The sequence below is a fragment of the Gimesia aquarii genome, assembly GCF_007748175.1.
Lineage (GTDB): Bacteria > Planctomycetota > Planctomycetia > Planctomycetales > Planctomycetaceae > Gimesia > Gimesia aquarii_A.
The window spans coordinates 4,207,798-4,230,946 of record NZ_CP037422.1 but is presented as its reverse complement, the minus strand read 5'-3'; the positions used below and the strand labels follow the sequence as shown (position 1 = coordinate 4,230,946).

Below are 23,149 nucleotides of genomic sequence, written 5' to 3'. Positions count from 1 at the left end.
TTGTTCGTATCTAATGGGTTCGGTTTGACACTAGTTTGGTAAATTCTAAGTCAGAACTGTCTTAAAAAGGTAAAAAATGACTTTATTTAGTTCATATTCAACCATTTTTGGATTACAATGACCGATGATTGAAATTCAGGCCCGATCCGATTGATCAAACAAACTTCCTCCCGGCCTGAACCTCATCCATCCTTAAGAGTTTGATTTCCGTTAACGTATTGATTGTGTTCATCATTCACGGTTTCGAGAAGGAGAACTGTGTTGCGGTCTTACCTCTATTTTTCATTCCTGATTGTATTCGTCTCTGCTTTGAATCTCTTCAACGCGCAGACGGTGAGCGCACAAGCTCCGACTCAAAAAGCAGTTGCTCAGAATCAGCAAGCGGGCATAGAATTCTTTGAGAAGAAAATTCGTCCCGTTTTGGTAGAACATTGTTATGAATGCCATTCCGGAGAACCCGATGTCGAAAGTGCGTCCTTTGTGGTCGACACACGAGAAGGAATGTTGCAGGGGGGCGACTCCGGCAAAGCAGTCGTACCCGGAAATCTCAAGCAGAGTTTAATTCTGCAGGCAATCGAGCATGATCCTGATTTTTATGCGATGCCGCCGGATGAGAAGCTGCCGGTACAAGTCATTAACGATTTTAAAAAGTGGATTCAAATGGGTGCGCCCGATCCACGTAAGGGAAAAGCAACAACCCGTCCCAAAACGAAAAAGCAACTGGCGATCGACTTTGATAAAGAACGCGAGTTCTGGTCGTTTCGACCTCTAAAAAATCCCAAGGTTCCGGACGTCAAAGATAAAACATGGTCTGCGAATCCCATTGACCGCTTTATTCTTGCGAAGCTGGAACAGTCTAAGCTGAAACCCGTGTCAGATGCCGACAAACGCACATTGATTCGTCGCGTCTATTTTGATTTGACTGGTCTCCCTCCGTCACCGGAAGAAATTCAAGAATTTCTGAATGACAAATCGCCACAGGCTTATGAACATCTGATTGACCGATTGCTGAATACGCCACAGTTTGGTGAGACCTGGGGACGGCACTGGCTCGATCTTGCCCGCTATGCCGATTCGAATGGCCTCGATATTAACCTGACGTTTTATAATGCGTGGCGGTATCGCGATTATGTTATCAAGGCGTTCAATGAAGACAAACCATACGATCAATTTATCCGAGAGCAGATTGCCGGTGATCTCCTGCCTTATGAGAATGATGCCGAGTTGTCTCGCAATATCATCGCCACCGGATTTCTGGCGATGGGAGCCAAAATGCTCAGTGAGCGGGATAAAGAGAAATTACGTATGGATGTCGTTGATGAGCAGATCGACGTGACCGGCCGTGCTTTTATGGGCATGACACTGGGATGTGCCCGCTGTCACGACCATAAGTTCGATCCGATTCCCATGACCGACTATTACGCGTTGGCAGGCATCTTCCGCAGTACGGAAACGGTGAAGGGGAATCGACTGAATAACCAGTTTGTTTCCGGATGGATGACACGTCCTTTGCCAATTAAACCGGAGCATGCGGCGGCACTGGAAAAGTATCAATCGCAGTTGAAGTCATTGGAAAAGAAACTGAAAGCGAGTTCGAAAGAACTCAAATCGCTTCAGAACAAAAAAGATCAGCAGGAGCACTTAAAGTCACTGCCTGGGATTGTCGTTGATGACGTGCACGCGGTGAAAACAGGTGAATGGAAAGAATCGATTTACTCTAAAAATTATTTAGGGACCGGTTACATACATGATCTTAATCAGAGTAAAGGGGAGAAATCAGTTCGTTTTGTCCCCGATCTGCCCGCAGCCGGAAAGTATGAAGTTCGTTTTGCCTTTGCAGGCAGTAACGGGCGTGCCAATCGTGTGCCGGTGACGATTCATTCGCATCAAGGTGCGAAGACGGTTTATGTCAATCAATCAAAACCAGCTCCCATTGATAGTATGTTCGTCTCACTGGGCCGCTTTGAATTTGAAGCCGGTAAAAACAGTTCAGTTGTCATCTCGAATAAAGGTACTTCAGGTTATGTGATTGTGGATGCGGTTCAGTTTCTTCCGCAATTTGAATTGCCAAAACAAGAGGCTGCTCTGGCCGGAGCAATCGAAGCACGGAAGCCTGAGGATACCACCAGGCAGAAGAAGATCAAAAGTCTGCAAGTTGCCGTGAAAAAATTAAAGTCGCAGATCGCCGAGTTGAAAGAGCAGGCACCACCTCCGGCACCGGTGGCGCTTGCTGTAGGTGAGCAGCCTGAACCAGGAGATTATCGTATCGCGCGGCGGGGAAATATTCATCAACTGGGTGACAAAGTCGATCGCGGGTTTTTGACGATTGCTTCTGTTGTGAAATCGCGTCCCGTGAGTCCGCGTCAGAGTGGACGTCTCGAATTGGCCAACTGGTTGAGCCGTCCCGAGAATCCACTGGCGAGCCGCGTGATTGTGAATCGGGTCTGGAAACACTTGTTTGGAAATGGCCTGGTACGTAGTGTCGATAACTTTGGTCACCTGGGAGAGCAGCCCACGCATCCTGAACTGTTAGACTATCTGGCGATTCGCTTTGTTAAAGAAGGTTGGTCGATCAAAACTCTCATTAGTCAGATTATGTTGAGTAAGACATACCGTCTGAGTTCGGAATTCAGTGCGGCTCAATATGAGCAAGATCCGGGAAATCATACCCTCTGGCGGATGAATCGCAGGCGGTTGTCAGCGGAAAGTATTCGGGATGCTGTGTTATCGATTTCCGGAAAAATTGATTTGAAGCAGGGCGGTTCTTCAGTCGACCATTACCCCGAGCAGGCGGTAAATCCCAACAAGAATCAAAAAGTGAAAGAGAATCCTCATCAGTATCGTCGCAGTGTCTATTTACCCATTGTGCGGGGAAATGTACCAGCGGCTCTCGCGGTCTTTGATTTTCCTGCACCAGAAATGCTGGTTGGAAATCGACCGGTGACAACGGTTCCCGCCCAGGCGCTGTTTATGATGAATAGCCCGTTTGTGGTTGAGCAGGCGCAGGCCACTGCACAGCGCTTATTAGAAGATGCAAAACAAAATGATCAGGAAAGAATATCTCAGTTATATTTGACTTGTCTGGGACGCGAAGCAGAAGCAGCAGAGCAGACTGAAGCGCTCCAGTATATTGAATCTCTGGCGAATTCGAATTCCGATCCATCGGCGGCTCGATTACAAGCCTGGGCCTCTTATTGTCAGATTCTTTTCGCCTCCACTGAATTTCGTTTTCTCAATTAATTTTTAATCAGATTGATTTGTTATGGAACCGTTCCAACCTTCCCGTCGGCAAATGTTGAAGTCATCCGCTTGTGGCTTTGGTTATCTCGCGCTGGCGGGTCTCAGTTCTGAAGCGGCGATGAAATCACGGTCTCCTTTGCTGGAGAAGAAACCTCACTTTGAGCCACGCGCCAAACGTGTGATCTTTCTGTTTATGCATGGCGGTCCCAGCCATGTGGATACATTCGATTACAAACCTCGTTTGAACAAAGAAGATGGCAAACGACTGCCGTTCAAAGCGGCCAAGAACATCGAGAAATCATCACAGGAAAATTTACGATTGATGAAGTCTCCCTGGAAATTCAAACAGCGCGGGGAAAGTGGACTTTGGATATCTGAACTGTTTGAAAATGTCGCCGGTCATGCCGATGATTTGTGTGTGATCAATTCCATGCATACCAATGGCCAATCGCACGGGCAGGCAGTGATGAAACTGCATACTGGTTCGGACAGTCTCGTGCGTCCTTCGGTTGGTTCCTGGATGGTGTATGGTCTGGGGACGGAAAATAATAATTTGCCCGGCTTCATTTCGATTTGCCCTTCGCGGGGGCATGGTGGGGTTCGGAATTATGGGAGTGCGTTTTTGCCAGCCGCCTATCAGGGAACGGCAATTGGTGATGCTGATACGGCTGCGAAAGAGGCGCGGATTCGCTTTCTCACCAATCACTCTGCTTCAGAAGAACAACAACGAAAACAGCTTGGTTTATTGCGAGCGATCAACAGGAGACACCTGGAAAAAGTGCAAGTTGACAATGAGATCGAAGGGGTGATCAATTCCTATGAGTTGGCTTTCAAGATGCAATCAAATGTTCCGACTTTGATGGATTTATCTTCTGAAACAAAAGAGACTCACGAGTTGTATGGCATCCATGAGAAGTCCACAGAAAACTTTGGTCGTCAATGTCTGATGGCTCGCCGCTTTGCAGAAGCGGGTGTGCGCTATATTGAAGTGGCGTTGGGGAACAACAAATGGGATCAACACAGCGGATTGAAAGCGGGCCACGAACGCAATTCTCAGATGGTGGATAAACCGATTGCCGGTCTGTTAACCGATTTGAAACAGCGGGGTCTATTGGAAGACACGCTTGTGGTGTGGGGTGGCGAATTCGGACGCACGCCAATCGCACAAGGGAAAAATGGTCGCGATCATAACCCACAAGGCTATAGCATGTGGTTAGCGGGAGCGGGGGTGAAACGTGGCCACGTGCATGGCGCCACCGATGAATACGGTTACTATGCCGCACGCGATAAAGTACATATTCATGATTTGCATGCCACGCTACTGCATCTGATGGGTATGGATCATAAGAAACTGACCTATCGCTATGCGGGTCGCGATTTCCGTCTGACTGATGTCTATGGTGAAGTGGTGACTGATATTATCTCCAGTTGATCCACCCATGCAGGTCCCTAAAATCCGATCCATAGGGTAAGGGACATGGCATTATAAAGGGGAACCCGGCCCACTCTTTTTTGTCTTAATCTATGGCGATGCTACTGATCGATGTGAACTGGTTGTTGTTGCTAAGCACAGTCACAGCTGAGTCTTTCGATGAATCATAAATCCCTTGAATTTAAGGGTGGTTGCAGAATTTTGACGGAATAGTTACAATCCTCGTCTCAGTGCTTTTTTTGTGCGCAACTCGTTGTGAATTCATGAGATATGAGCGAGTTAGTGGTCTTTAAAGTACCAAAATACTATCACACAGAAATTCCAGAATCTGAAGAATCAAAATGTCGGACAACAATGACGCGCTGGTTGAAGAAGCAATGGCAGGCATTGCGGGAGCACAATCTCTTGCAGAATTGGATGAAGTGCGCGTCCAATATCTGGGTAAGAAGGGGAAACTGAAATCCCTGCAAGCACAGTTGAAGTCGTTGTCGCCTGAGGAAAAACGCGAGTTTGGAAAAGTTCTCAACGGCATTAAACAGAGTATTCAGACCGCATTGGCTGAGAAAAAATCACAACTGGAAGAGAGTGAAAACTCAGGGCCTGACATTGAAGCCATTGATGTAACACTTCCCGGCGTACGTGCCTTGCCAGGGCATCGTCATCCACTGGCAACGACGATGGAAGAGGTAAAGTCCATTCTGATCGGCTTGGGTTTTCGTTACGATGATTATCCTGAAGTCGAAACGGAATTTTATAATTTCGACGCGTTGAACACACCCGACTGGCACCCGGCGCGTGATATGCACGATTCGTTTTATACTACAAAAGGGAACGTGTTACGGACGCATACGTCAGCGTTTCAAACACGGGCGATGAAGGAATTCGGTCCGCCTCCCTTGCGGGCGATGACATCCGGACGTTGTTATCGGCGTGATGAAATTGACGCCTCTCATTTTCCTATTTTCCATCAACTCGATGTGATCGCCATCGATGAGAATATCAGTTTTGCAGATTTGAAATGGGTGTTGTATCAATTAGCCAGCGCTTTGTTCGGCGAAGATGTCCAACTCCGTTTCCGTCCCAGTTACTTCCCGTTCACAACACCCAGTGCGGAAGTGGACGTGATGTTTAACGGTAAATGGCTCGAAATTTTGGGAGCGGGCATGATTCGACCCGAAGTGCTGCAAGCCGGCGGTGTGGACTCTGAAAAGTGGCAGGGTTTTGCCTTTGGATTAGGACTGGATCGCATGGCGATGATTCGACACGGAATTAGTGATATCCGGTTGATGTATGAAAATGAAGAAGCGTTTTTGCGTCAGTTTTAAACTCCATTTCCTTGTAAAAACTGACACAATTTTTCTGGCAGAGAAGAGAGTAAGATGCAAATAAATACTGGTTGGTTGCGCGATTATCTGACTGAAGATTGCAAAGAGAGCGAACTGCTTGATGCATTCATGACGGTTGGTTTGGAAATCGAAGAAGAACATGACCTCTCGCATGCACTGGAACCAATTCGGATTGGTTTTATTCGGGAAAAACAGCCATTAGACGAAGCAGGCAATTACTTTGAATGTCAGGTTGAAATCGAAAAAGGCAAACTGATTACCATCGTGTGTGCTACCGCGCATCCCGTCGAAGTTGGCTGGGGAGTCCCTGTTGCGGTTGCCGGCACCAAGCTGCCTACTGGTGCTTTGATCTCAGAAGGGAAGTTCAAAGGCGTTCGCTCTGAAGGGATGATCTGCCTGGATGGTGAATTGGGAATGATTGCAAAATCAGATGGCTTACAGGTCTTTCAAGATGAAGCGACTCTCGGTGAGAGTCTGCCAGCCGTCTCACCGTTTCAGGAATCATTGGTCGAAGTGGCCGTCTTGCCGAATCGACCGGACTGTCTGGGAATGATTGGTATTGCCCGTGAAGTGGCAGCAGTGCTCGATATGAAACTGAAGTATCCCAGCGAGCGTGTCATTAGCCCTGCTGAGAATCAGACAGAGTCCGTCGCTGTCGAAATCGCAGATGAAACGCTTTGTTCCCGGTATACCTGTCAGGTGTTTGATAACGTTCAGATCCGCACTTCACCACACTGGATGCAGAGCCGTCTCCAGACGGCGGGTTTGCGTCCGATTAATAATGTCGTGGATATCACGAATTTTGTAATGCTCGAATGGGGACAGCCTTTACATGCGTTCGACTTTGATTCATTAAAGGGGAATCGGATTGAAGTCCGTCGAATTCGGAAAACAGAGAAACTGAAGCTGCTGGATGAAGCCGAAGTGGACGGCACGCATCAACCGCTGGTCATTGCTGATGCGGAGAAGCCCATTGCGCTAGCGGGGATTATGGGTGGCTGGGATTCCCAGACGACGACCGAATCGAAACGAATTTTGCTGGAAGCAGCCTGTTTTGATCCGGTTTGTATTCGAACGTCCTCCCGGAAGCTCCGCATCAGTACCGATTCTTCCTACCGGTTCGAACGGGGAACAGACCCGAATGGCATGTTGAGTGGGGCCTTCAACCGAGCCGCGCAGTTGTTGCAGGATTCGGAGCTTTCCAATGCAAAACCTGCTTCGAACGTAACCGACTGTTATCCCACTGAGCGAGAACAGACGAAATTCACTTTGGATTCCGGGCGACTTTCCAAGATATTGGGGGCGGAGATCAGCGATGATCAGATCAAGGAGTGTCTTTCCAAGCTGGAGATGACGCATGATAGTGATCTTACGATTTCTGTTCCAACCTGGCGTGTTGATGTCAATAACGAGGTCGTTTTAGCTGAAGATGTTGCTCGCATGTTGCGATATGACAGCATTGATATGAAGCCGATGATCGCGACAACAACCAAAGGCCGGATTTCTGAGACGGATAATCTCAGAACAAGTATTGCGACTTTTCTCAACAGCAATGGTTTTCTGGAATGTCGTACGCCTCCCCTTACAACGGAGAAACTCGCTTTATCATTCAGTCAATGGCAGGGCGAACGGATTCAGGTTCAGAATCCGATTTCCAAGGAGATGACTTCACTGCGACAAAGTCTGGTGGGAAGTCTGGTTGAAGTTGTGGAACGGAACGCACGTCGCGGTGCCAGCAATTTCCGTTTCTTCGAAATCGACCGCACATTTCGGCAGAACCAGGATGACATCGATGAACGTTGGATGATTGGTGGAGTATTGGGCGGAGTTGTGAATGATTCTGCCTGGATCGCTTCTGAAAAAGAAATCGATTTCCTACGAGCAAAAGGGCTTGTTCAAAACCTGCTTGCTCAGATGAGTGTGGATGAAATCACATTTGAGGGTGATGAGCCTGCTCACGGATACCGTGGTGAAGAATTCGCAGCGCTGAAGCACGGTGATCAGCGAATTGGTGCACTGGGACGAATCGACTTAAATGTCTTAGGCATGAAAGATCGTGCGCGCGTTCCACTTTATGGATTCGAATTAGATATATCCGCACTCAACCGAATTAAATCGCCAGCCAAAATGTTTGCCGGTTTAGCACGGACTCAGGTGATTGCCCGCGATATTTCGATCGTGGTTCCCATTGATTTACGATATGCTGAAATTGAAAAATCGCTTGAAAACGCGTTTGCATCTGCTGTAGAGAGTCTGGAAGTTGAGCCGCGAAAAGAAATGGAATCAGCCGTTGATTTGCAGCCGAAGCTTGAGAGGGTTATCTGTATTGATACCTTTGTCGGTGAAAGTGTAGGGGACGGCGCGATGAGCTTGACGATTCGCATGCTGTTCCGCGATGACACATATTCTCTAACATCCGGCGAGGCACAGCAACTGATGGACTATGTTGTTAAGCAACTCCATTCGGAGCATGGAGCCGTTCAACGATAACTGAGAAAGCTGTTTCTTCAGTTAGTTAGATTGATCTGAATGATACAGTTTTTTGAGTAGTTGTATTTGTCCCGTATGGTAGACATCATGCGCGGCGATGCCTGAGATAAGCTCAAAAAAAGTGGTGCTCTTGCTGCCGGCGACAAACTGATTCAGTTTTTTGACGGGAAGCGCTTCGATTGCTTTTTGGAGAGACACGTGAATTTCGACCAGCAGGGCGACATCTTGTTTCCAGCCCTTTTCAGAGAGATCTTCTGGCGTGAACCAGTCTGACCCTTTCCGAGGAAACGAGCCTTTCTTTTCGTTTAACAGTCTACGGCGAACTGTGTATTTCCAATAAGCGGCATGTAAAACGTGTTCCCAGATTGTATGTCGCTCTGGTTGCGGGCGCCATTGGACCTGGGAGAGGGAGAGCCCACGAATTGACCCGCGCAGATTAGCACCATGCCATGATTTTTTGCTAAAGGCCTGGCCGGTGATATCTAGTAACATTTGAATTTGTGGGTGATGCATAATCTGGTTCCGTAAAGCGAAACAAATTCCTCTTTCAAGAACGTTCAATTTGACTAAACCGATCTCATGAGGAATCTGATGAAATGATCACATTGTTTGGAGCTTATTTTGATGTCCTGTGAGTACTCTGATTTATTATGTAAAAAGTGAGCCAGATTCTCTCATCTAGAGTTGATTTTACCTAGTAGTTCATATTATATATAATATATAATCGTTGAATGGAGGTTGTTTTGGGCAAGTCTAAGGGCTTTCCAGTCCTTAAGATAATGGATATGCTCAGGTAATTCAGATTAAAATAAATAGATGTTTGGATCTTCTGCAATGAATCGCATGCTTTCAGTAGCCTTTGGATTCTTTACTGTGGTATTCGCACCCATGGCTTTGCCTGGAGCTGAGGGTACCGATCTCAAACAAGAGGCGTTTTTCGAAAAGCATATCCGACCGTTATTCATTAATCGGTGTTACGACTGCCACAGTGAGGATTCTGTTGAGAGCGGTTTGCGTGTTGATTCCCTGTCTGGTTTACTGAAGGGGGGAGATCGTGGTCCTGCAATCGTCATCGGAAAGCCTAAAGAGAGCTTTTTGATTAGTGCGGTGAACCATAGCGGCCAGGTGCATATGCCGCCGAAAGAAAAGCTCTCGCAAAAAGAAATTCGTGACTTGACCGAATGGGTTCGGATGGGGGCGGTTTGGCCTAACTCAAAACCGATAGTTCATACGCAAACGAACCAATCTGATGGCCCACTTTTTAGTCAGAAAGAGAAAGAATTCTGGTCATTTCAGTCACCAAAGCGACCAGAAATTCCCAAAGTAAAAAACAGGGGATGGGCCAAAAGTCCCATCGATTTCTTTGTATTATCGCGATTAGAACAGGAGAAAGCTTCTCCTGCTAAACCGGCGGATAAACAAACTCTGATTCGACGCGCCACATTTGATTTGATTGGTTTGCCACCAACGCGTGAAGAAGTGGAGCAGTTTCTCAAAGACGATTCCCCGGATGCATTTGCAAAAGTCATTGATCGCTTACTCGCATCTCCGCGATACGGCGAACGCTGGGGTCGTCATTGGCTTGATGTGGCCCGGTATGCCGATTCGAATGGTCTCGATGAAAATCTGGCGTATGCCAATGCATTTCGATATCGCGATTATGTGATTGCTGCATTTAATAAGGATAAACCCTTCGACCAGTTCCTGCAGGAACAGTTGGCGGGTGATATCCTGGCTGATCAGACCACTGATGAAAGTCGGCTTGAGAAGATCACGGCGACAGGATTTCTTTCCATCGGTGCCAAAATGCTGGCCGAAGACGATGAAACCAAAATGCAAATGGATATTGTGGATGAGCAACTGGATACCGTGGGCCGTGCTTTTATGGGGCTTACCATGGGGTGTGCGCGCTGTCATTCACATAAATTTGATCCTATTCCGATTGAAGATTATTACTCTCTGGCGGGAATCTTCAAAAGCACAAAGACCATGGAAAACTTCCAGGTTGTTGCACGCTGGCAGGAACGAATTCTGGCCAGTCCCAGTGAGATTAATGTTCTAAAGCAGAAGCAAAAACAAATCGCTGACTTGGATTCTCAGATTCAATCTGTTGTGAAAAAAGCAGATGACGAGCTACTGAATTCAGCACGTGAACGAGTTTCCGATTACTTATTGGCTGGAGAAATCAAAAAACATGCCGATCAATTATTGAAAACCACAAAACCGATTGGTGATGATCCAGAAGCTTATGCGTCCCATTCTGCGATCATTGTTGAAGCAGAAGATTATCAGACGGGTAACGTGAAGAAATCCTTTACCGGATATGGTGAGGGAATTGGTGTCATTTATAATAACGGACCTTTACCCAATATTGCCGAGTATGAAATTGAAGTCCCTGATAGCGGCCTGTATCAGTTTGAAATCCGTTATGCCGCACAATCAGCTCGTCCGCTTCAGTTGTCTATCAACGACAAATTGGTCAAAAATAATGCAGCCGGCGAAGTGACGGGGAGTTGGTTGCCGAAGTCCCAACAATGGAAAATGGAAGGCATTTTTCAATTTGAGCAAGGGAAGAACAAAGTTCATCTTGAGAGTAAAACCCCCTTTCCACATATCGATAAAATCCTGATCTCTCAACCTCGCAAAGTCCCAGATGAAAACAAGAGTCTGATTGCTGAGGTGGCTCCGCCTCAAGTAAAACTCATTGACAGCGTTACGATGCAATGGGCCGATTATCTGACGAAAGATTCAGCGGGCAAATCGTCTCCCTTTTTTGTCTGGAACGAAGTCGTTCGGACCGGAAAGACTCCAGAAAATCTGAGCACTAATTATCAACGATTTGAAATACTTAATGATCTACCTGAGAAACAACGCTTAACAAAAGCAGCTCAGATTTATGGAGAGTTGTTCTCCGACGTTGAAAAAGAATGGCAGACACTGCAAAAAAGTAAAGCGGAAAAAGGAACGACATCTTTAACCGATGTCGAGCGAGAAGCGATTCGCAAAGTGCTCTATGATTCCAATGGACCTTTTGCTCTACCCGCGGATCACGAAAATTATTTTGCTGCAGAAATCAAAACCGTCTTAGCAGAAAAAAGAGAAGCAAAGCAAGGTTTGGAAAAAGCGTTACCCAAATATCCGACGGCAATGGCTGTATCCGAACAAAAACCGGAAAACATTAAGGTACATCTGCGAGGAAGCCACTTTACGCTCGGCAAAGAAGTGCCGCGGCAGTTTTTGCGAATTATCGAAGGAGAAGATCAGATTCCCCTCGATGACCAACAAAGCGGACGGCTCAAACTCGCTCAATGGTTAACCAGCGGCAAGCATCCTTTAACGGCTCGAGTAATGGCTAATCGTATTTGGCGCTGGCATTTTGGAAAGGGGCTTGTCAGAACGCCCGACAATTTTGGAAAACTTGGTGAACGTCCCACGCATCCAGAATTATTGGATTGGTTGGCAGTACAATTTGTTGCAAATAAGTGGTCCATCAAATCAATGCATCGTTTAATTATGCTCTCTTCCACTTACCAGATGAGTACGGCTTATCATCCTCAATTAGCAGAAATCGACCCTGAAAACCGATTGCTCTGGCGTATGAATCGTAGACGTTTGGAAGCGGAAGCGATTCGAGATTCAATTCTCGCCGTTTGTGGAAAACTCGATAATGAAATGGGTGGTTCGTTGTTGAATGTCGAAAATCGGAAGTACGTGACGAGCACTGCTAATGTTGACCCTGTGGTCTATGATACGAATCGTCGCTCTGTTTATTTACCGATCGTACGAAGTGCCTTATATGAAGTATTGCAGGCATTTGACTTTGCCGATCCGAGCGTTCTTTCGGGAGATCGCACGCATACGACTGTGGCACCTCAAGCGTTATTTATGATGAATAGCGATTTTATGATGCAGCATACGAAAGATTTTGCAGATGAAATTATTCATGAAACGCAGTTGGATGATTCTGCCAAAATTAATCGAATCTATGAGCGGACATTCAGTCGCCCGGCCACAGCGAAGGAAATCAATCAGGCGTTAAATTATATCAGTCAATACAAGCAGGACTTGCAATCATTGAAGATGTCGGAAGAAGAAAAAGAACAACGGACCTGGCAGAGCTTGTGCCGGATTCTGATTGCCAGCAATGAATTTCTATTTGTCAATTAGTTATCAGATTAATAGAAGACTTTTAATAGTCGGTTTTGAATGGGATATCACATGAATAGTGGGACTAATTATTTCGGGCATACATTGATGTCGCGGCGGGAGATGCTCCAAAAAAGCTCTGCCGGGTTTGGGAGTCTCGCTTTGGCTGCATTGCTGGGAAGTGACAGTCAAGCAGCACAACAAAAATTAGTTCAAAAACCCCATTTCACGCCTAAGGCAAAACGTGTCATCTTTCTGTTTATGCACGGTGGTCCTTCGCATATGGATACCTTTGATTATAAACCTCAGTTACAGAAAGATAGTGGAAAACCGCTTCCCTTTGATAAGCCACGTGTTTTTTCGGCGACAACAGGTAATTTGTTGGGGTCGCCCTGGAAGTTCAAGCAACATGGTGAAAGTGGTGCCTGGGTCAGTGAAGTCTTTCCGCATGTTGCGGGCTGTGTGGATGATCTGTGTATCATCAATTCGATGTATGGATCCAACTCTCGTCATGGTGGAGCGCTGTTACAATTACATACGGGGAGTGACACATTTGTTCGTCCCAGTATGGGATCCTGGATCACTTACGGATTAGGATCGGAGAATCAGGACTTACCTGGTTTCATTACAGTCTGTCCGACTCTGACACATGGCGGAGTGAATGCCTATAGTTCCTCATTTTTACCGGCCGACTATCAGGGAACTCCCATTGGGAATGCGAGTATTCCCGCTGACCGGGCTCTGATTCCTTTTATCAGTAACAAGAGTGGAATCCCCTTATCAATTCAACGTAAGGAATTGAATTATCTCCAGCAAATGAATCGGGAACAATTAGCAAAATCCGGCCCTGATGACGCACTTGAAGGCAGGATCAACTCGTTTGAGCTTGCGTACCGCATGCAGACCGCTGCACCTGAGTTGCAGGATATCAGTGATGAATCTGAGACGACTCAAAAGATGTATGGTCTGGACAATGATGTCACCAAGAATTTTGGACGTCAGTGTCTGATGGCACGCCGTTTTGCGGAGCGGGGAGTACGTTTCGTTCAAATCACACATAGTTATAAATGGGATCAACACTCAGGTCTGAAAACGGCGCTTCCTCGTAATGCGATGGAAGTCGACCAACCGATTGCTGCTTTATTAAAAGATTTGAAATCGCGTGGTCTTCTGGAAGACACGTTAGTGCTTTGGGGAGGAGAGTTTGGAAGAACTCCGGTGAGTCAGGGTGATGATGGACGCGACCATAATCCACAAGGATATACGATGTGGATGGCCGGTGGTGGTGTGAAAGCCGGGTTACAGTATGGGGCGACTGACGACTACGGATATTATGCAGTCAAAAACAAGGTTCACATTCATGATCTGCACGCGACGATCTTACATCTTTTGGGACTGGATCATAAAAAGCTGACATATCAGTTTGCAGGCAGAGATTTTCGTTTAACTGACGTTCATGGCGAAGTGATGTATGATCTCTTTGCCTGAATTTTAAGGTGAATTCGAAATTCAATTCTATGCTCATTTCTTTCCTACTCGAGAAATATTTTATACGAGGTGACTTTTGCCACAAATTCAAGTGAAGAGTACTCTGTTTAATGCCGAGGAGTTGAAAGAATTATGCTTCCGCTTACTGACTCATGCCAATTTAAAAAAAGATGAAGCGGAACTTGTCTCAGATTCACTGATAGAGTCGAACCTGCGTGGAATTGATTCGCATGGTATCGCACGCCTACCTCATTATCTGGAGCGAATCCGACAACAGAGCATTAACCCCCGTCCCGAGATGCAATGGGAAAAGCTGGGAACTGCTGTCGGGCGTGTTGATGGTGATCATGGATTGGGTCAGCTTGCGATGGTAAAGGCAGCGGATCACGCCATCGACCTTGCCCGAGATTCCGGTGCAGGCTGGGTTTCGATTTGTAACTCATCCCATTGCGGAGCACTTGCATACTACGGATTAAAAATTGCCGAGCAGGGGATGATCGGCTTTGCTTTTACGCATGTTGATCCAATGGTGACACCACACGGAGCCGCAGAACCATTTTGTGGGACGAACCCACTTTGTATTACTGCACCCGGGAAAAATGGGAAGTCACTTTGTCTGGATATGGCTACAAGCATTACCCCCTGGAATACCATCGCGAATGCCGCGATTGAAGGAGTTTCGATTCCCGGTGACTGGGCCTTGGATGCCAATGGAAAAGAGACAACTGATCCAAATGAAGTGGTTGCTTTATTTCCTTTTGGTGGATTTAAAGGATCAGGTCTGGGGTTGTTGATTGATGTGTTATGTGCGCTTTTAGGAGGTGCACCAATTGGACCAGACATTCCGAAGATGTATGGAGACCTTTCAAAGAAACGAATGTTGGGAGGCCTGGTTGGCGCAATTGATATCAGTCACTTCACTTCAGTAGATTCGTTTCAGGAAAGAATTGTAGAGATCATTCAACGTTGGGGGGCTTTACAACCACTCAAACAAGAAGGTCAGGTTTACTATCCTGGCGAACCCGAATTGAGAACAAGAATAGAACGATTGAAAACGGGGATTCCCGTTGGCTGGCAGTTAGTCAAACAATTTAATCAGCTTGCTTCGAAATATGGTCTGTCTCCACTTGAAGTTTCTGAGCTACAAACGGACGTTGATCCTGTGTTGGAAACTTCTGCCACGGAATCTTTGATTTGATTGAAAATTTATGAATGGGCCATTCCTGCTGGCAGCTACCCAACTTAATATCTCTGTACTCGATTCTGCGATCATCCTTGGTTATTTAATACTGATTACCGGGATGGGACTTTACGTGTGTCGACGACAAAAGCAGACCGTCAACAGTTATTTTTTAGCAGGGCGTTCTCTTAAATGGCCAACAATTGGATTGTCTTTATTTGCGACCAATATTTCTACCGTCCATTTGATTGGTTTGGCCGCCGATGGATATCGTGTTGGATTAGTGGTAGGAAACTTTGAATGTCTCGCAGCGTTTACATTGATTATGTTAGGACTCGTCTTTGCTCCGATTTACCACCGCAGTGGAGCCGTGACACTTCCTGATTTCCTGGAGCAGCGCTATAGCCCTGGTTCGCGGATTATGCTGGCAATCATGGGGGTTGTTGCAGCACTGTTTATTCATATCGGAATGACTCTCTATGCTGGTTCCACCATCATGCATGAGTTTTTTGGGATCGATGTCTTTACTTCGGTTTTGGTAATTTCTGCCATCACGACACTTTATACAGTGGTCGGAGGCCTCAAGGCGGTTGTGGTTACGGAGTCGATTCAAACCGTACTACTCATTATAGGCTCAATTGCCGTGACCTGGTTTGCAGCTGGCGCGTTGCATGAGCAGGGGATTAATTCATTCTCAAAACTTCAAGCAGCATTACCCGAAAAGCACATGAGTATGATTCATGAGAGTGGTGGATTTTCCTGGTATGCGTTTGTTTTAGGATATCCCGTTCTGGGAATCTGGTACTGGTGTGCTGACCAGACAATCGTGCAACGAGTTCTAGGGGCGCAAGCGGAGCGAGATGCTCAGATCGGACCGCTCTTTGCAGGATTCATTAAAGTTATGCCTTTGATGATTATGGTTTTTCCCGGAGTCCTTGCTTATGTTCTGTTTCAAGATCAAATTGGAGAGAATCCAAATAAGGCGCTACCAGTTTTAATTGACCAGTTGATTCCCTCTGGTTTAAAAGGGCTCATTGCCGCCGGTTTATTGGCAGCCCTGATGAGTACCATCGCCGGGGCATTAAATAGCACGGCGACATTAATCAGTATCGATGTTGTGAAAAAGCTCAAACCGGACACGAGTGATGCCAAGCTGGTTGTTGCCGGTCGAATCACAGCGATTGTCGTTATGATTCTGGCAATTGGTTGGTCAACAATGGGAAGTAAATTCGAGAGCATCTTTTCAGGGCTTAACAGCATGATTGCCTGTCTGGCACCGCCGATTACTGTGGTGTTTATCTGGGGAGTCCTTTGTCCACGAGGAACCGCTAAAGCGTCACTGGTCACATTGATTGCAGGCTCTGTTTTGGGAGCGCTTACGTTTGCGTTAGACTTTGGTTTTGGCTTGATCACCGGTGATTTAGGAATTCCGTTCATGCTTCAGGCATGGTGGTTGTTTGTAATTTGTTCGATGATTTTTGTTGCCGTCAGTCTGATGACTCCTCCACCTGAAAACGATCAAATCGAAATGATGTGTTGGAAACATCCACTGAAAGAAATTATATTCCGCAGGCTTTCTGGAGTTACCGATCCTCGCCTGATTGCTTTGTTGCTGACGTTGATTATGTCTTGTATTTATATCACGTTTGCGTAAGTGTTGGTCGATTATGAGTACGTTGAAAAAATCACTCTGATTTTATTTTTGAGGTTTCTGCAGCATTTCATCAATGAGTGGAACGATGTGTTTATTATATGTAAAACCTTCCTGACCATAGGCTAATGTTTCATTGTCAAAACGTTTTTTTAGCTTACCATCTGGACTGTAGACATAAGCTGCGGGAATTGCCGCCAGATTGATACTTTCATAAAGTTCTTCGTCAGGCGTACTGGAAATGATGTTGACGATATCCGCTTTTTGTTCGGTGAAGAATTCCATTAGTTCTTCACGATTTGATTCAGGAGGCGAGTTCTTACTTCCATCGTAGTTCATGTTGAAAGAAACACAGACGATTTTTTCGGGATATTTCTTTTGTAATTCGACCAGGTGTGGAAACTCGCGAAGACATGGTTCACACCAGGTAGACCAGAGGTCGACGACCACAATTTTTCCTTTTTGTTTCGCGATAAATTCTTGCAGTTGACCCCAACTGGCAATTTCTGCTGTGATCCCATCTTCCTCAAATGTTTGAGCACCGGGTATGGCCTGCTGTTGTTCTACCATTGGCTCGGAAGTCGTTTCTGTTTTCACAGTCTTCGATTCGGAAGGTACTTCCTGATTACAGCTGCTAAGTAAAACTACAGATAATAAAAGGCAGATCGATTTCGCATACATGAGCATTGCTTTTCCAGGTGGGTATTTGTCGATGAGGTTACTGGTGATTTTCATTTTGATATTTTAACCAGTCCCGCAGCTTTCGCTTTGGGAACAGGATCTTCGTAGGGGAGTGCTTTTAAAAATTCAACAAGGTCCGCAATTTGCTGTTTCGAGAGCTGGCTCGTTTTTCCGTGTTTGTCATCATGATTATAAATGGTCAACACTTCTTCCAGGCTTTGGGCTTTTCCGTGATGTAAATAAGGAGCAGTGCGATAAAGACCCAGCAGAGTTGGAGTGTCATAGGCGGGGCCCATCTTCTCTCCAGGGTTATCCACCGATGTTCCCACATCATGCCGAACGATCCTTCCCGTCGGAACAGAATCTGTCAGGAACGGTCCACTATGACAAGTGGCACATTGAGTCTGTTTTGAGAAGAAAAGTCGACGTCCACGTTTGGCTGCGGGAGTCAGTCCTTTTTTCGCATAGGGGCTCAAGGTGAATTCATGAGTGTTTGAGTAAGCTGCCATCGCATCCAATGCGCGGGATAACCCTTTGTTAGGTGCTTCCAAAGAAGGGTTGATCTTTCCCTGGGCCAGCCCCTTTCCCTGCATCAGTGGTCCTCGGATTGTATGCTCAAAATCCTGAACTTCATCGCGATCCGCTGACCAGTGAATGGGGTGCGTCCAAGCCATTCCTGCAAGTGATTGTGTATTTCTAAGCCCTTCTGGATTATGCCAGGTTTTTCCATCAGGTTGTCCATCGGGGTGACAGCTTGCGCAGGAAATCCAGAGGCGGCTGGACATTGGTTGTAAGGCGGTATAAAAAAGTCGTTTGCCCAATAAGATCTCTTCTCCCAGAGGATTTTCGGAGACCTTAATTCTTGCTCGAGGGCGTGGGAATTGTGTGCCGTATGCCACTACTTCAAAGTCGAGCGCATTGTAAACATAAACGGTGTTTCCATCGGGGGCGACGCGTACTGCCCGCGGGTTATGTCCTAAGTTGAGTGATGCTCGAAAAGTCAATTCGCGGTAGTCATCATCAATGACATTACAGATATACATGTCATCTGTTCCAGCGAAGATGACGAAAAAAGTTTTGCCATCTGGTGTGATTGCTGTGTCCCATGGATTTGAAGTGACACGGGCCCCTCTAAAAGAATCCATCGGGATTTTTCGTCTTCGCTTTCCTTCACCGGATTTCGTATCGACAATCGAAACGATCGGGAAGATGGAACCAGCACCATGAGCGACAGTCACCCGCGAACGAATATGTGGCAGATACGCTTTGGGACGACGAGGGTGTAAGGTGATTTGTCGAGCGAGATTGTCGGTACTTCCACCAGGCCACTCATCAATCGTACGGCCGCTTTTCACATCAATGTTGCGAACCAGGGCTGTATAGTACTCGGTAGTAAAGAGATTTTGATCATCGCTGGAAATCGCAATCCCTCGCAGGTGTTTGCCGTTCGAAAATTCGCGAATGACGTTTTTAGAGTTTGTATCAATTTCGACTATACGACCCGGATAATCGAGCGTGACAAAAACTTTAGTACCATCACTTGTGGAGACAACGCCGTAAGGTTCGTCAAATACTTCCGTCTGGCCGATTTTCTTACCGGTATCACCATCAAGGAACACAACTAAATCATCATCATAGACGGCGGTTGCCAGAGTGTGAGTGTTACCGAGAAACGTGACTCCCTCCGGATGCTTGCCTACTTTGGTTTCGGTTAATTTTTTGTTGGTATCCAAATCGATGATGGTGACAGAGCCGCTATCTCGATTGGAACAAGCCAGCAATTTCCCATCCGTTGAGATGTCCATCAAACTATTGGATTTGCCGGCACTGACAAACTGGGGGCTCAGCAACAAACTGATGAAGCATGCAAGTGTCAGAGGGTAAAAAAAACGAACGGACCTTCTGCGGTGAGACATTGAAACCCCTTTGCCAATTGTGAGACTCGTCTTAGTCTAATGCGGTGGGATGCATAAACCCCGCTAACCAATTTTGGAAAGCGGGGTCTACGAATCTTCAGAGTTATGGTAAGAAATCGTTAGTTCAAAATCTTAGATGTATCATTAACGACCTTCTTGATTTTGTCTTTGGACAGATCACCTTTTTTGAAAGAGTGATTGACCTTCACTTTTCCTTTGACCCACATCAAAACAGTAACATCAGCATCTTTAGAGATTTTGTATGATGAGGGACCAGCTTCACCTTCGAAGTTAGTTAAAGGTGTGTTTTTGATTTTCTTAGCGTTAGCCACTTTTTTCAGGGCAGCGCTAGATTTGTCAGCATCGTCTGTCAAATGAACAACGAAGGCGGCCATCTTTTGATCTTTATTTGCACCAACTTTTTCATCAATCTGTGCAATCAGATCTTCAACATTGCCATCGATTTCACGAGCGAAAATATTGACTACAGGACGTCCGCCATAGCTGCAACGGTAGCAAAGTGATTTACCAGCGTTAGGGCCGGTGCAGTCGTTAACTGTGTAAGCACCAGGTCTACCACCAACTTCGATACCAGACTTTAGTTCTGCAGCAGAACTGATAGAACTGGCAGCGACAAACATCATTGCTACTGAGAGTGTAAGCAGTCTTTTCATGTATTTCTCCTTGGTTAACAATACGCGACAAAATATTTCTGCAACTGCAGAAGGGTACGCCATTACACTGACGTATCCACGAATTTTAATGTGAGCCAAAAGGGAGTGCAAACGAGTTGGCACTTTTTTCTTTTCCCTCAAGGTGTCATAAATTAATAAATCCTTAATTAGAAAGTTCAGTCAGACATCAAATGAATGCCCTTGATTCAGGGCCTTTCCCAGATCGCAGGTAGTTTTTTTGATTCTTCACCAAACGTCTGTGAGACAACAAAACCACTGGCCTGTGATGTATAGAAAATACGTCCGTTCGAAACGACCGCTCCAAGACATTCACGTGAATCAATGGCGGGTCCGGTTGAAACCAGTTTGCCATTGTCTGAAAGATCAATCATATCCATATTCGCACCGAGAACGTAAGGCTCAGAAAGTGTGAAGCGACAGCAGGCGTAGTTATGGCCGATACTGTTGACGACTTTTCCGCTGACTCGATCAAAGACATTTCCTTTGCCTCGTAATGCATTCGAAAAGATGAATTCCTCACCTACGGTCACGACATTGAGTGCCGAAGTCACTGCATCCGATTTCCACACCAGTGATCCGTCTTTTGCATCCAGGCACCATACGAATCGATCCTGTGTGTTTTCATTGGCCCGGTTAAAACCACCGATGTAGATCCGTCCGTCACGCGCACTGAGAGTACACTTTGAAGTGACATAATATTTGTTTGTCAGCCATTCGACTTTACCTGTTTCAGGATCGAGGCAGGCAGTGATTCCATTGTTTTCGACAGGTAATCCGCGCCGCTTGCGTTGACTGGTGGCGTAACCAAAAAACGTGGAGTAATAAAGCTTGCCATCAAGTATCGCGATTCCACAATCATTGCCACCACGACCATATTGGGAAAAGTCTTTTTTCCAGATGACCTCGCCGGTATCTAAATCCCAGGCCCAGACGATGGGATGGTGATCTTTCGGGTAATAGGGATTGTCGTTGGAATAGATCCAGCTCATCACTTCGCGTCCGTCTGGTTGTACTGCTGGCTTGCCTCCGAACGTGAATGCCTTTTCCGTTCCCTGTGTTGCGTATTCGCCGGAGCCGGAAGCGTAGATTGCAATATTGCCATGCACGACCGGTGGAAATTGACGGCTCCAACTGGGGGAACCGGTAAAGGGAGCCTCCCAGAGTAATTTACCGGTTGCTGAGTCCAGGCAGCGCATCCGCGATTTTTTGATACCCGCTTGTGGGATCAGAAGTTTCCCATCAATATAAAGTGGCGAGGTAAATGACAAATAGACGTCTGGCCAATAGCGTCTCCAGAGTAGTCGCCCCGTATCTTGCTCAACAGCAATAATTTGACCTTCAGCCGTATGCGTGTAGAGACGCCCGCCACCACAGACCGGCAGATGTTTAACGGTCCCTTCCAGGCGACGTGCCCAGCGCATGCGGAGTGGAGGTTTCAGACCTTGAGAGTTCGCATTGGTTCCACCGAAGTCGCCATAATTAGTGTACCAGTCGAATTTCGGATCGGTAAGCGGCCCGGTCAGGGGGCTGCGTATTTTCCAGACTTGTAAGTCTCGTGTTGGTAACGCAGCCTTTGGAGAAGAAGTCGTTCCGTCAGCGTTCAAAACATAAAGATAACCATCTTCACAGGGAACATAGATTTTATTTTTCGCGATTGCCACGGGCGCTGTGATGGGAGCATCGAAGGCTGTAGTGAATGTCGTTGCCTCTCCACCCTTCAGAGGGACAACGTATAGTTTTCCATCAAGGCCTCCGTAGACAGTATGGTCGTGCGTTAAAATGGGTGAACAGACAGAAGCTGCCGCACAGAGCACTTCGGTGGTTTCCTCCCCGATGGTATGACGACACAGACCCAATCCTTCTTCAGGGCGAACACGGTAGACATCGTTGCCTCGAATACTAACGGAAGCAAAACTCAAGAGCCCCGGATCTCGAATCGATGTTTGAGTTCCCTTGATATAATCTGCTTTGATTTTTTCACCATCCAACTGCATCACTTCCACGCGGCCTGCGTTGTCGCGGCGATGCCATTGTACGAATACATTACCAGCGTCGTCGGCACTTTGCCCAAAGGTCGCCGGATATTCTGAACCGGCATATTTAGGAACTTCGCCTACTGCTCTTAGGCGTGGTTGTTTGCCAGCGTCCTCAAGAAATACGGTTCTCCCTCCTGCGGGAATGACGATTGTATTTCCAGCAAGGCAAATATCGCGAGAGCACACAAAGTGGTCGCGCCATGTGACTCGATCTTTGCGGTGTGCGAGCCAGTCTGCACCACTCCAGCGGTTTCCATTGAACTGAACGACTTCCTTCACGAAATCCCAGTTCCAGGCAACTTCACCATTGGGTTCGACGGCATAAACTTGTGCTCCCAATGTGGCAAAATAGACCCGATTTGCGTTCACGACGGGAGCAGAAAAAATCGGCTCACGACAATCAATCTCTTTGATGACAGCGCCGTTTTTACAGTTAAGAACGTAATAGTAACCGGCAGTTGTTCCAACGTGTAAATAGTTATCAATAATGGCAGGCGAAGCTATATTATTGCAGTTCCCCAAACCGCCACGCGTGGCAAACTTCCATATAACTTTATGACTCGTTGTATCAATGGCGAAGACAACCCCTGATCCATCAACGACGAAAACCTGGTCCTCACTGACTACAGGAGATGTAAAGATACCGTCTGTGAGTGGAACCGCTGCAGCAAGGGAGAGCGGAGTTTTTAAAGTGACGTCAGCCGCGTTTCCCGATCTTTGACTGCTTCCTTTTAACTGAGTCCAGCTATCATCTGCTTTGGTAATCGTACAGCACCAAAACAGGCTGAACAATATTTGAACCAATAACAAGGTACGGCTGACATTCATCATCAAAACGATCTTTCTCA

At 46.5% G+C, this 23,149-nt stretch carries 13 protein-coding genes; 8 read left to right on the top strand and 5 right to left on the bottom strand.

The window, feature by feature from the left end:
* Positions 1-258 precede the first annotated feature (258 nt).
* The 4 genes from V202x_RS16015 to pheT all read left to right on the top strand — a co-directional run bounded on the left by V202x_RS16015 (position 259) and on the right by pheT (position 8,508).
* A complete protein-coding gene (locus V202x_RS16015) occupies positions 259-3,240 on the top strand; it encodes a DUF1553 domain-containing protein (RefSeq protein ID WP_197992918.1) in 2,982 nt (993 codons plus the stop codon).
* Between the two features lie 22 nt (positions 3,241-3,262).
* Positions 3,263-4,672, top strand: coding sequence for a DUF1501 domain-containing protein (locus V202x_RS16010; protein ID WP_145176963.1), 1,410 nt, complete (start codon positions 3,263-3,265; stop codon positions 4,670-4,672).
* Between the two features lie 341 nt (positions 4,673-5,013).
* Positions 5,014-5,997, top strand: a complete 984-nt coding sequence (gene pheS / locus V202x_RS16005; protein ID WP_144987507.1) for a phenylalanine--tRNA ligase subunit alpha — start codon at positions 5,014-5,016, stop codon at positions 5,995-5,997.
* Between the two features lie 54 nt (positions 5,998-6,051).
* Positions 6,052-8,508 (top strand): phenylalanine--tRNA ligase subunit beta, encoded by a 2,457-nt coding sequence (gene pheT / locus V202x_RS16000; protein WP_145176960.1) that lies wholly within the window; start codon positions 6,052-6,054, stop codon positions 8,506-8,508.
* Positions 8,509-8,529: 21 nt separating this feature from the next.
* On the opposite strand, the gene V202x_RS15995 is transcribed toward pheT, so the two are convergent.
* The gene (locus V202x_RS15995) at positions 8,530-9,021 is read right to left on the bottom strand and encodes a DinB family protein (RefSeq protein ID WP_145176957.1); all 492 of its coding nucleotides are present in this window, start codon (positions 9,019-9,021) and stop codon (positions 8,530-8,532) included.
* Positions 9,022-9,342: 321 nt separating this feature from the next.
* Here V202x_RS15995 and V202x_RS15990 point away from each other — a divergent pair, with 321 nt between their 5' ends.
* From V202x_RS15990 to V202x_RS15975, 4 genes are all read left to right on the top strand, one after another.
* Entirely contained in the window at positions 9,343-12,675 is a 3,333-nt protein-coding gene (locus V202x_RS15990; RefSeq protein ID WP_197992917.1) for a DUF1553 domain-containing protein, read from the top strand.
* Between the two features lie 51 nt (positions 12,676-12,726).
* Entirely contained in the window at positions 12,727-14,142 is a 1,416-nt protein-coding gene (locus tag V202x_RS15985) for a DUF1501 domain-containing protein (RefSeq protein WP_145176951.1), read from the top strand.
* Positions 14,143-14,218: 76 nt separating this feature from the next.
* Positions 14,219-15,340 carry an Ldh family oxidoreductase gene (locus tag V202x_RS15980; protein ID WP_145176948.1) on the top strand — a complete coding sequence of 374 codons (1,122 nt, stop codon included), beginning with the start codon at positions 14,219-14,221 and terminating at the stop codon, positions 15,338-15,340.
* A 10-nt stretch (positions 15,341-15,350) separates the two neighbouring features.
* Positions 15,351-16,976 (top strand): sodium:solute symporter, encoded by a 1,626-nt coding sequence (locus V202x_RS15975; protein ID WP_145176945.1) that lies wholly within the window; start codon positions 15,351-15,353, stop codon positions 16,974-16,976.
* Positions 16,977-17,018: 42 nt separating this feature from the next.
* On the opposite strand, the gene V202x_RS15970 is transcribed toward V202x_RS15975, so the two are convergent.
* The 4 genes from V202x_RS15970 to V202x_RS15955 form a co-directional block, all read right to left on the bottom strand.
* Positions 17,019-17,708 (bottom strand): TlpA family protein disulfide reductase, encoded by a 690-nt coding sequence (locus tag V202x_RS15970; RefSeq protein WP_145176942.1) that lies wholly within the window; start codon positions 17,706-17,708, stop codon positions 17,019-17,021.
* Positions 17,705-19,570 carry a c-type cytochrome gene (locus V202x_RS15965; RefSeq protein WP_145176939.1) on the bottom strand — a complete coding sequence of 622 codons (1,866 nt, stop codon included), beginning with the start codon at positions 19,568-19,570 and terminating at the stop codon, positions 17,705-17,707. The genes V202x_RS15970 and V202x_RS15965 overlap by 4 nt, the downstream gene beginning before the upstream one ends.
* Positions 19,571-19,689: 119 nt before the next feature.
* Entirely contained in the window at positions 19,690-20,244 is a 555-nt protein-coding gene (locus V202x_RS15960) for a hypothetical protein (protein ID WP_232098524.1), read from the bottom strand.
* Between the two features lie 206 nt (positions 20,245-20,450).
* Entirely contained in the window at positions 20,451-23,132 is a 2,682-nt protein-coding gene (locus tag V202x_RS15955) for a PQQ-binding-like beta-propeller repeat protein (RefSeq protein ID WP_145176936.1), read from the bottom strand.
* Positions 23,133-23,149 lie beyond the last annotated feature (17 nt).

Coding starts and splice junctions, on each gene's coding strand:
- V202x_RS16010 (WP_145176963.1), top strand. CDS start 3,263: ATGGAACCGTTCCAACCTTCCCGTCGGCAAATGTTGAAGTCATCCGCT.
- pheS (WP_144987507.1), top strand. CDS start 5,014: ATGTCGGACAACAATGACGCGCTGGTTGAAGAAGCAATGGCAGGCATT.
- pheT (WP_145176960.1), top strand. CDS start 6,052: ATGCAAATAAATACTGGTTGGTTGCGCGATTATCTGACTGAAGATTGC.
- V202x_RS15995 (WP_145176957.1), bottom strand. CDS start 9,021: ATGCATCACCCACAAATTCAAATGTTACTAGATATCACCGGCCAGGCC.
- V202x_RS15990 (WP_197992917.1), top strand. CDS start 9,343: ATGAATCGCATGCTTTCAGTAGCCTTTGGATTCTTTACTGTGGTATTC.
- V202x_RS15985 (WP_145176951.1), top strand. CDS start 12,727: ATGAATAGTGGGACTAATTATTTCGGGCATACATTGATGTCGCGGCGG.
- V202x_RS15975 (WP_145176945.1), top strand. CDS start 15,351: ATGAATGGGCCATTCCTGCTGGCAGCTACCCAACTTAATATCTCTGTA.
- V202x_RS15970 (WP_145176942.1), bottom strand. CDS start 17,708: ATGAAAATCACCAGTAACCTCATCGACAAATACCCACCTGGAAAAGCA.
- V202x_RS15965 (WP_145176939.1), bottom strand. CDS start 19,570: ATGTCTCACCGCAGAAGGTCCGTTCGTTTTTTTTACCCTCTGACACTT.
- V202x_RS15960 (WP_232098524.1), bottom strand. CDS start 20,244: ATGAAAAGACTGCTTACACTCTCAGTAGCAATGATGTTTGTCGCTGCC.
- V202x_RS15955 (WP_145176936.1), bottom strand. CDS start 23,132: ATGATGAATGTCAGCCGTACCTTGTTATTGGTTCAAATATTGTTCAGC.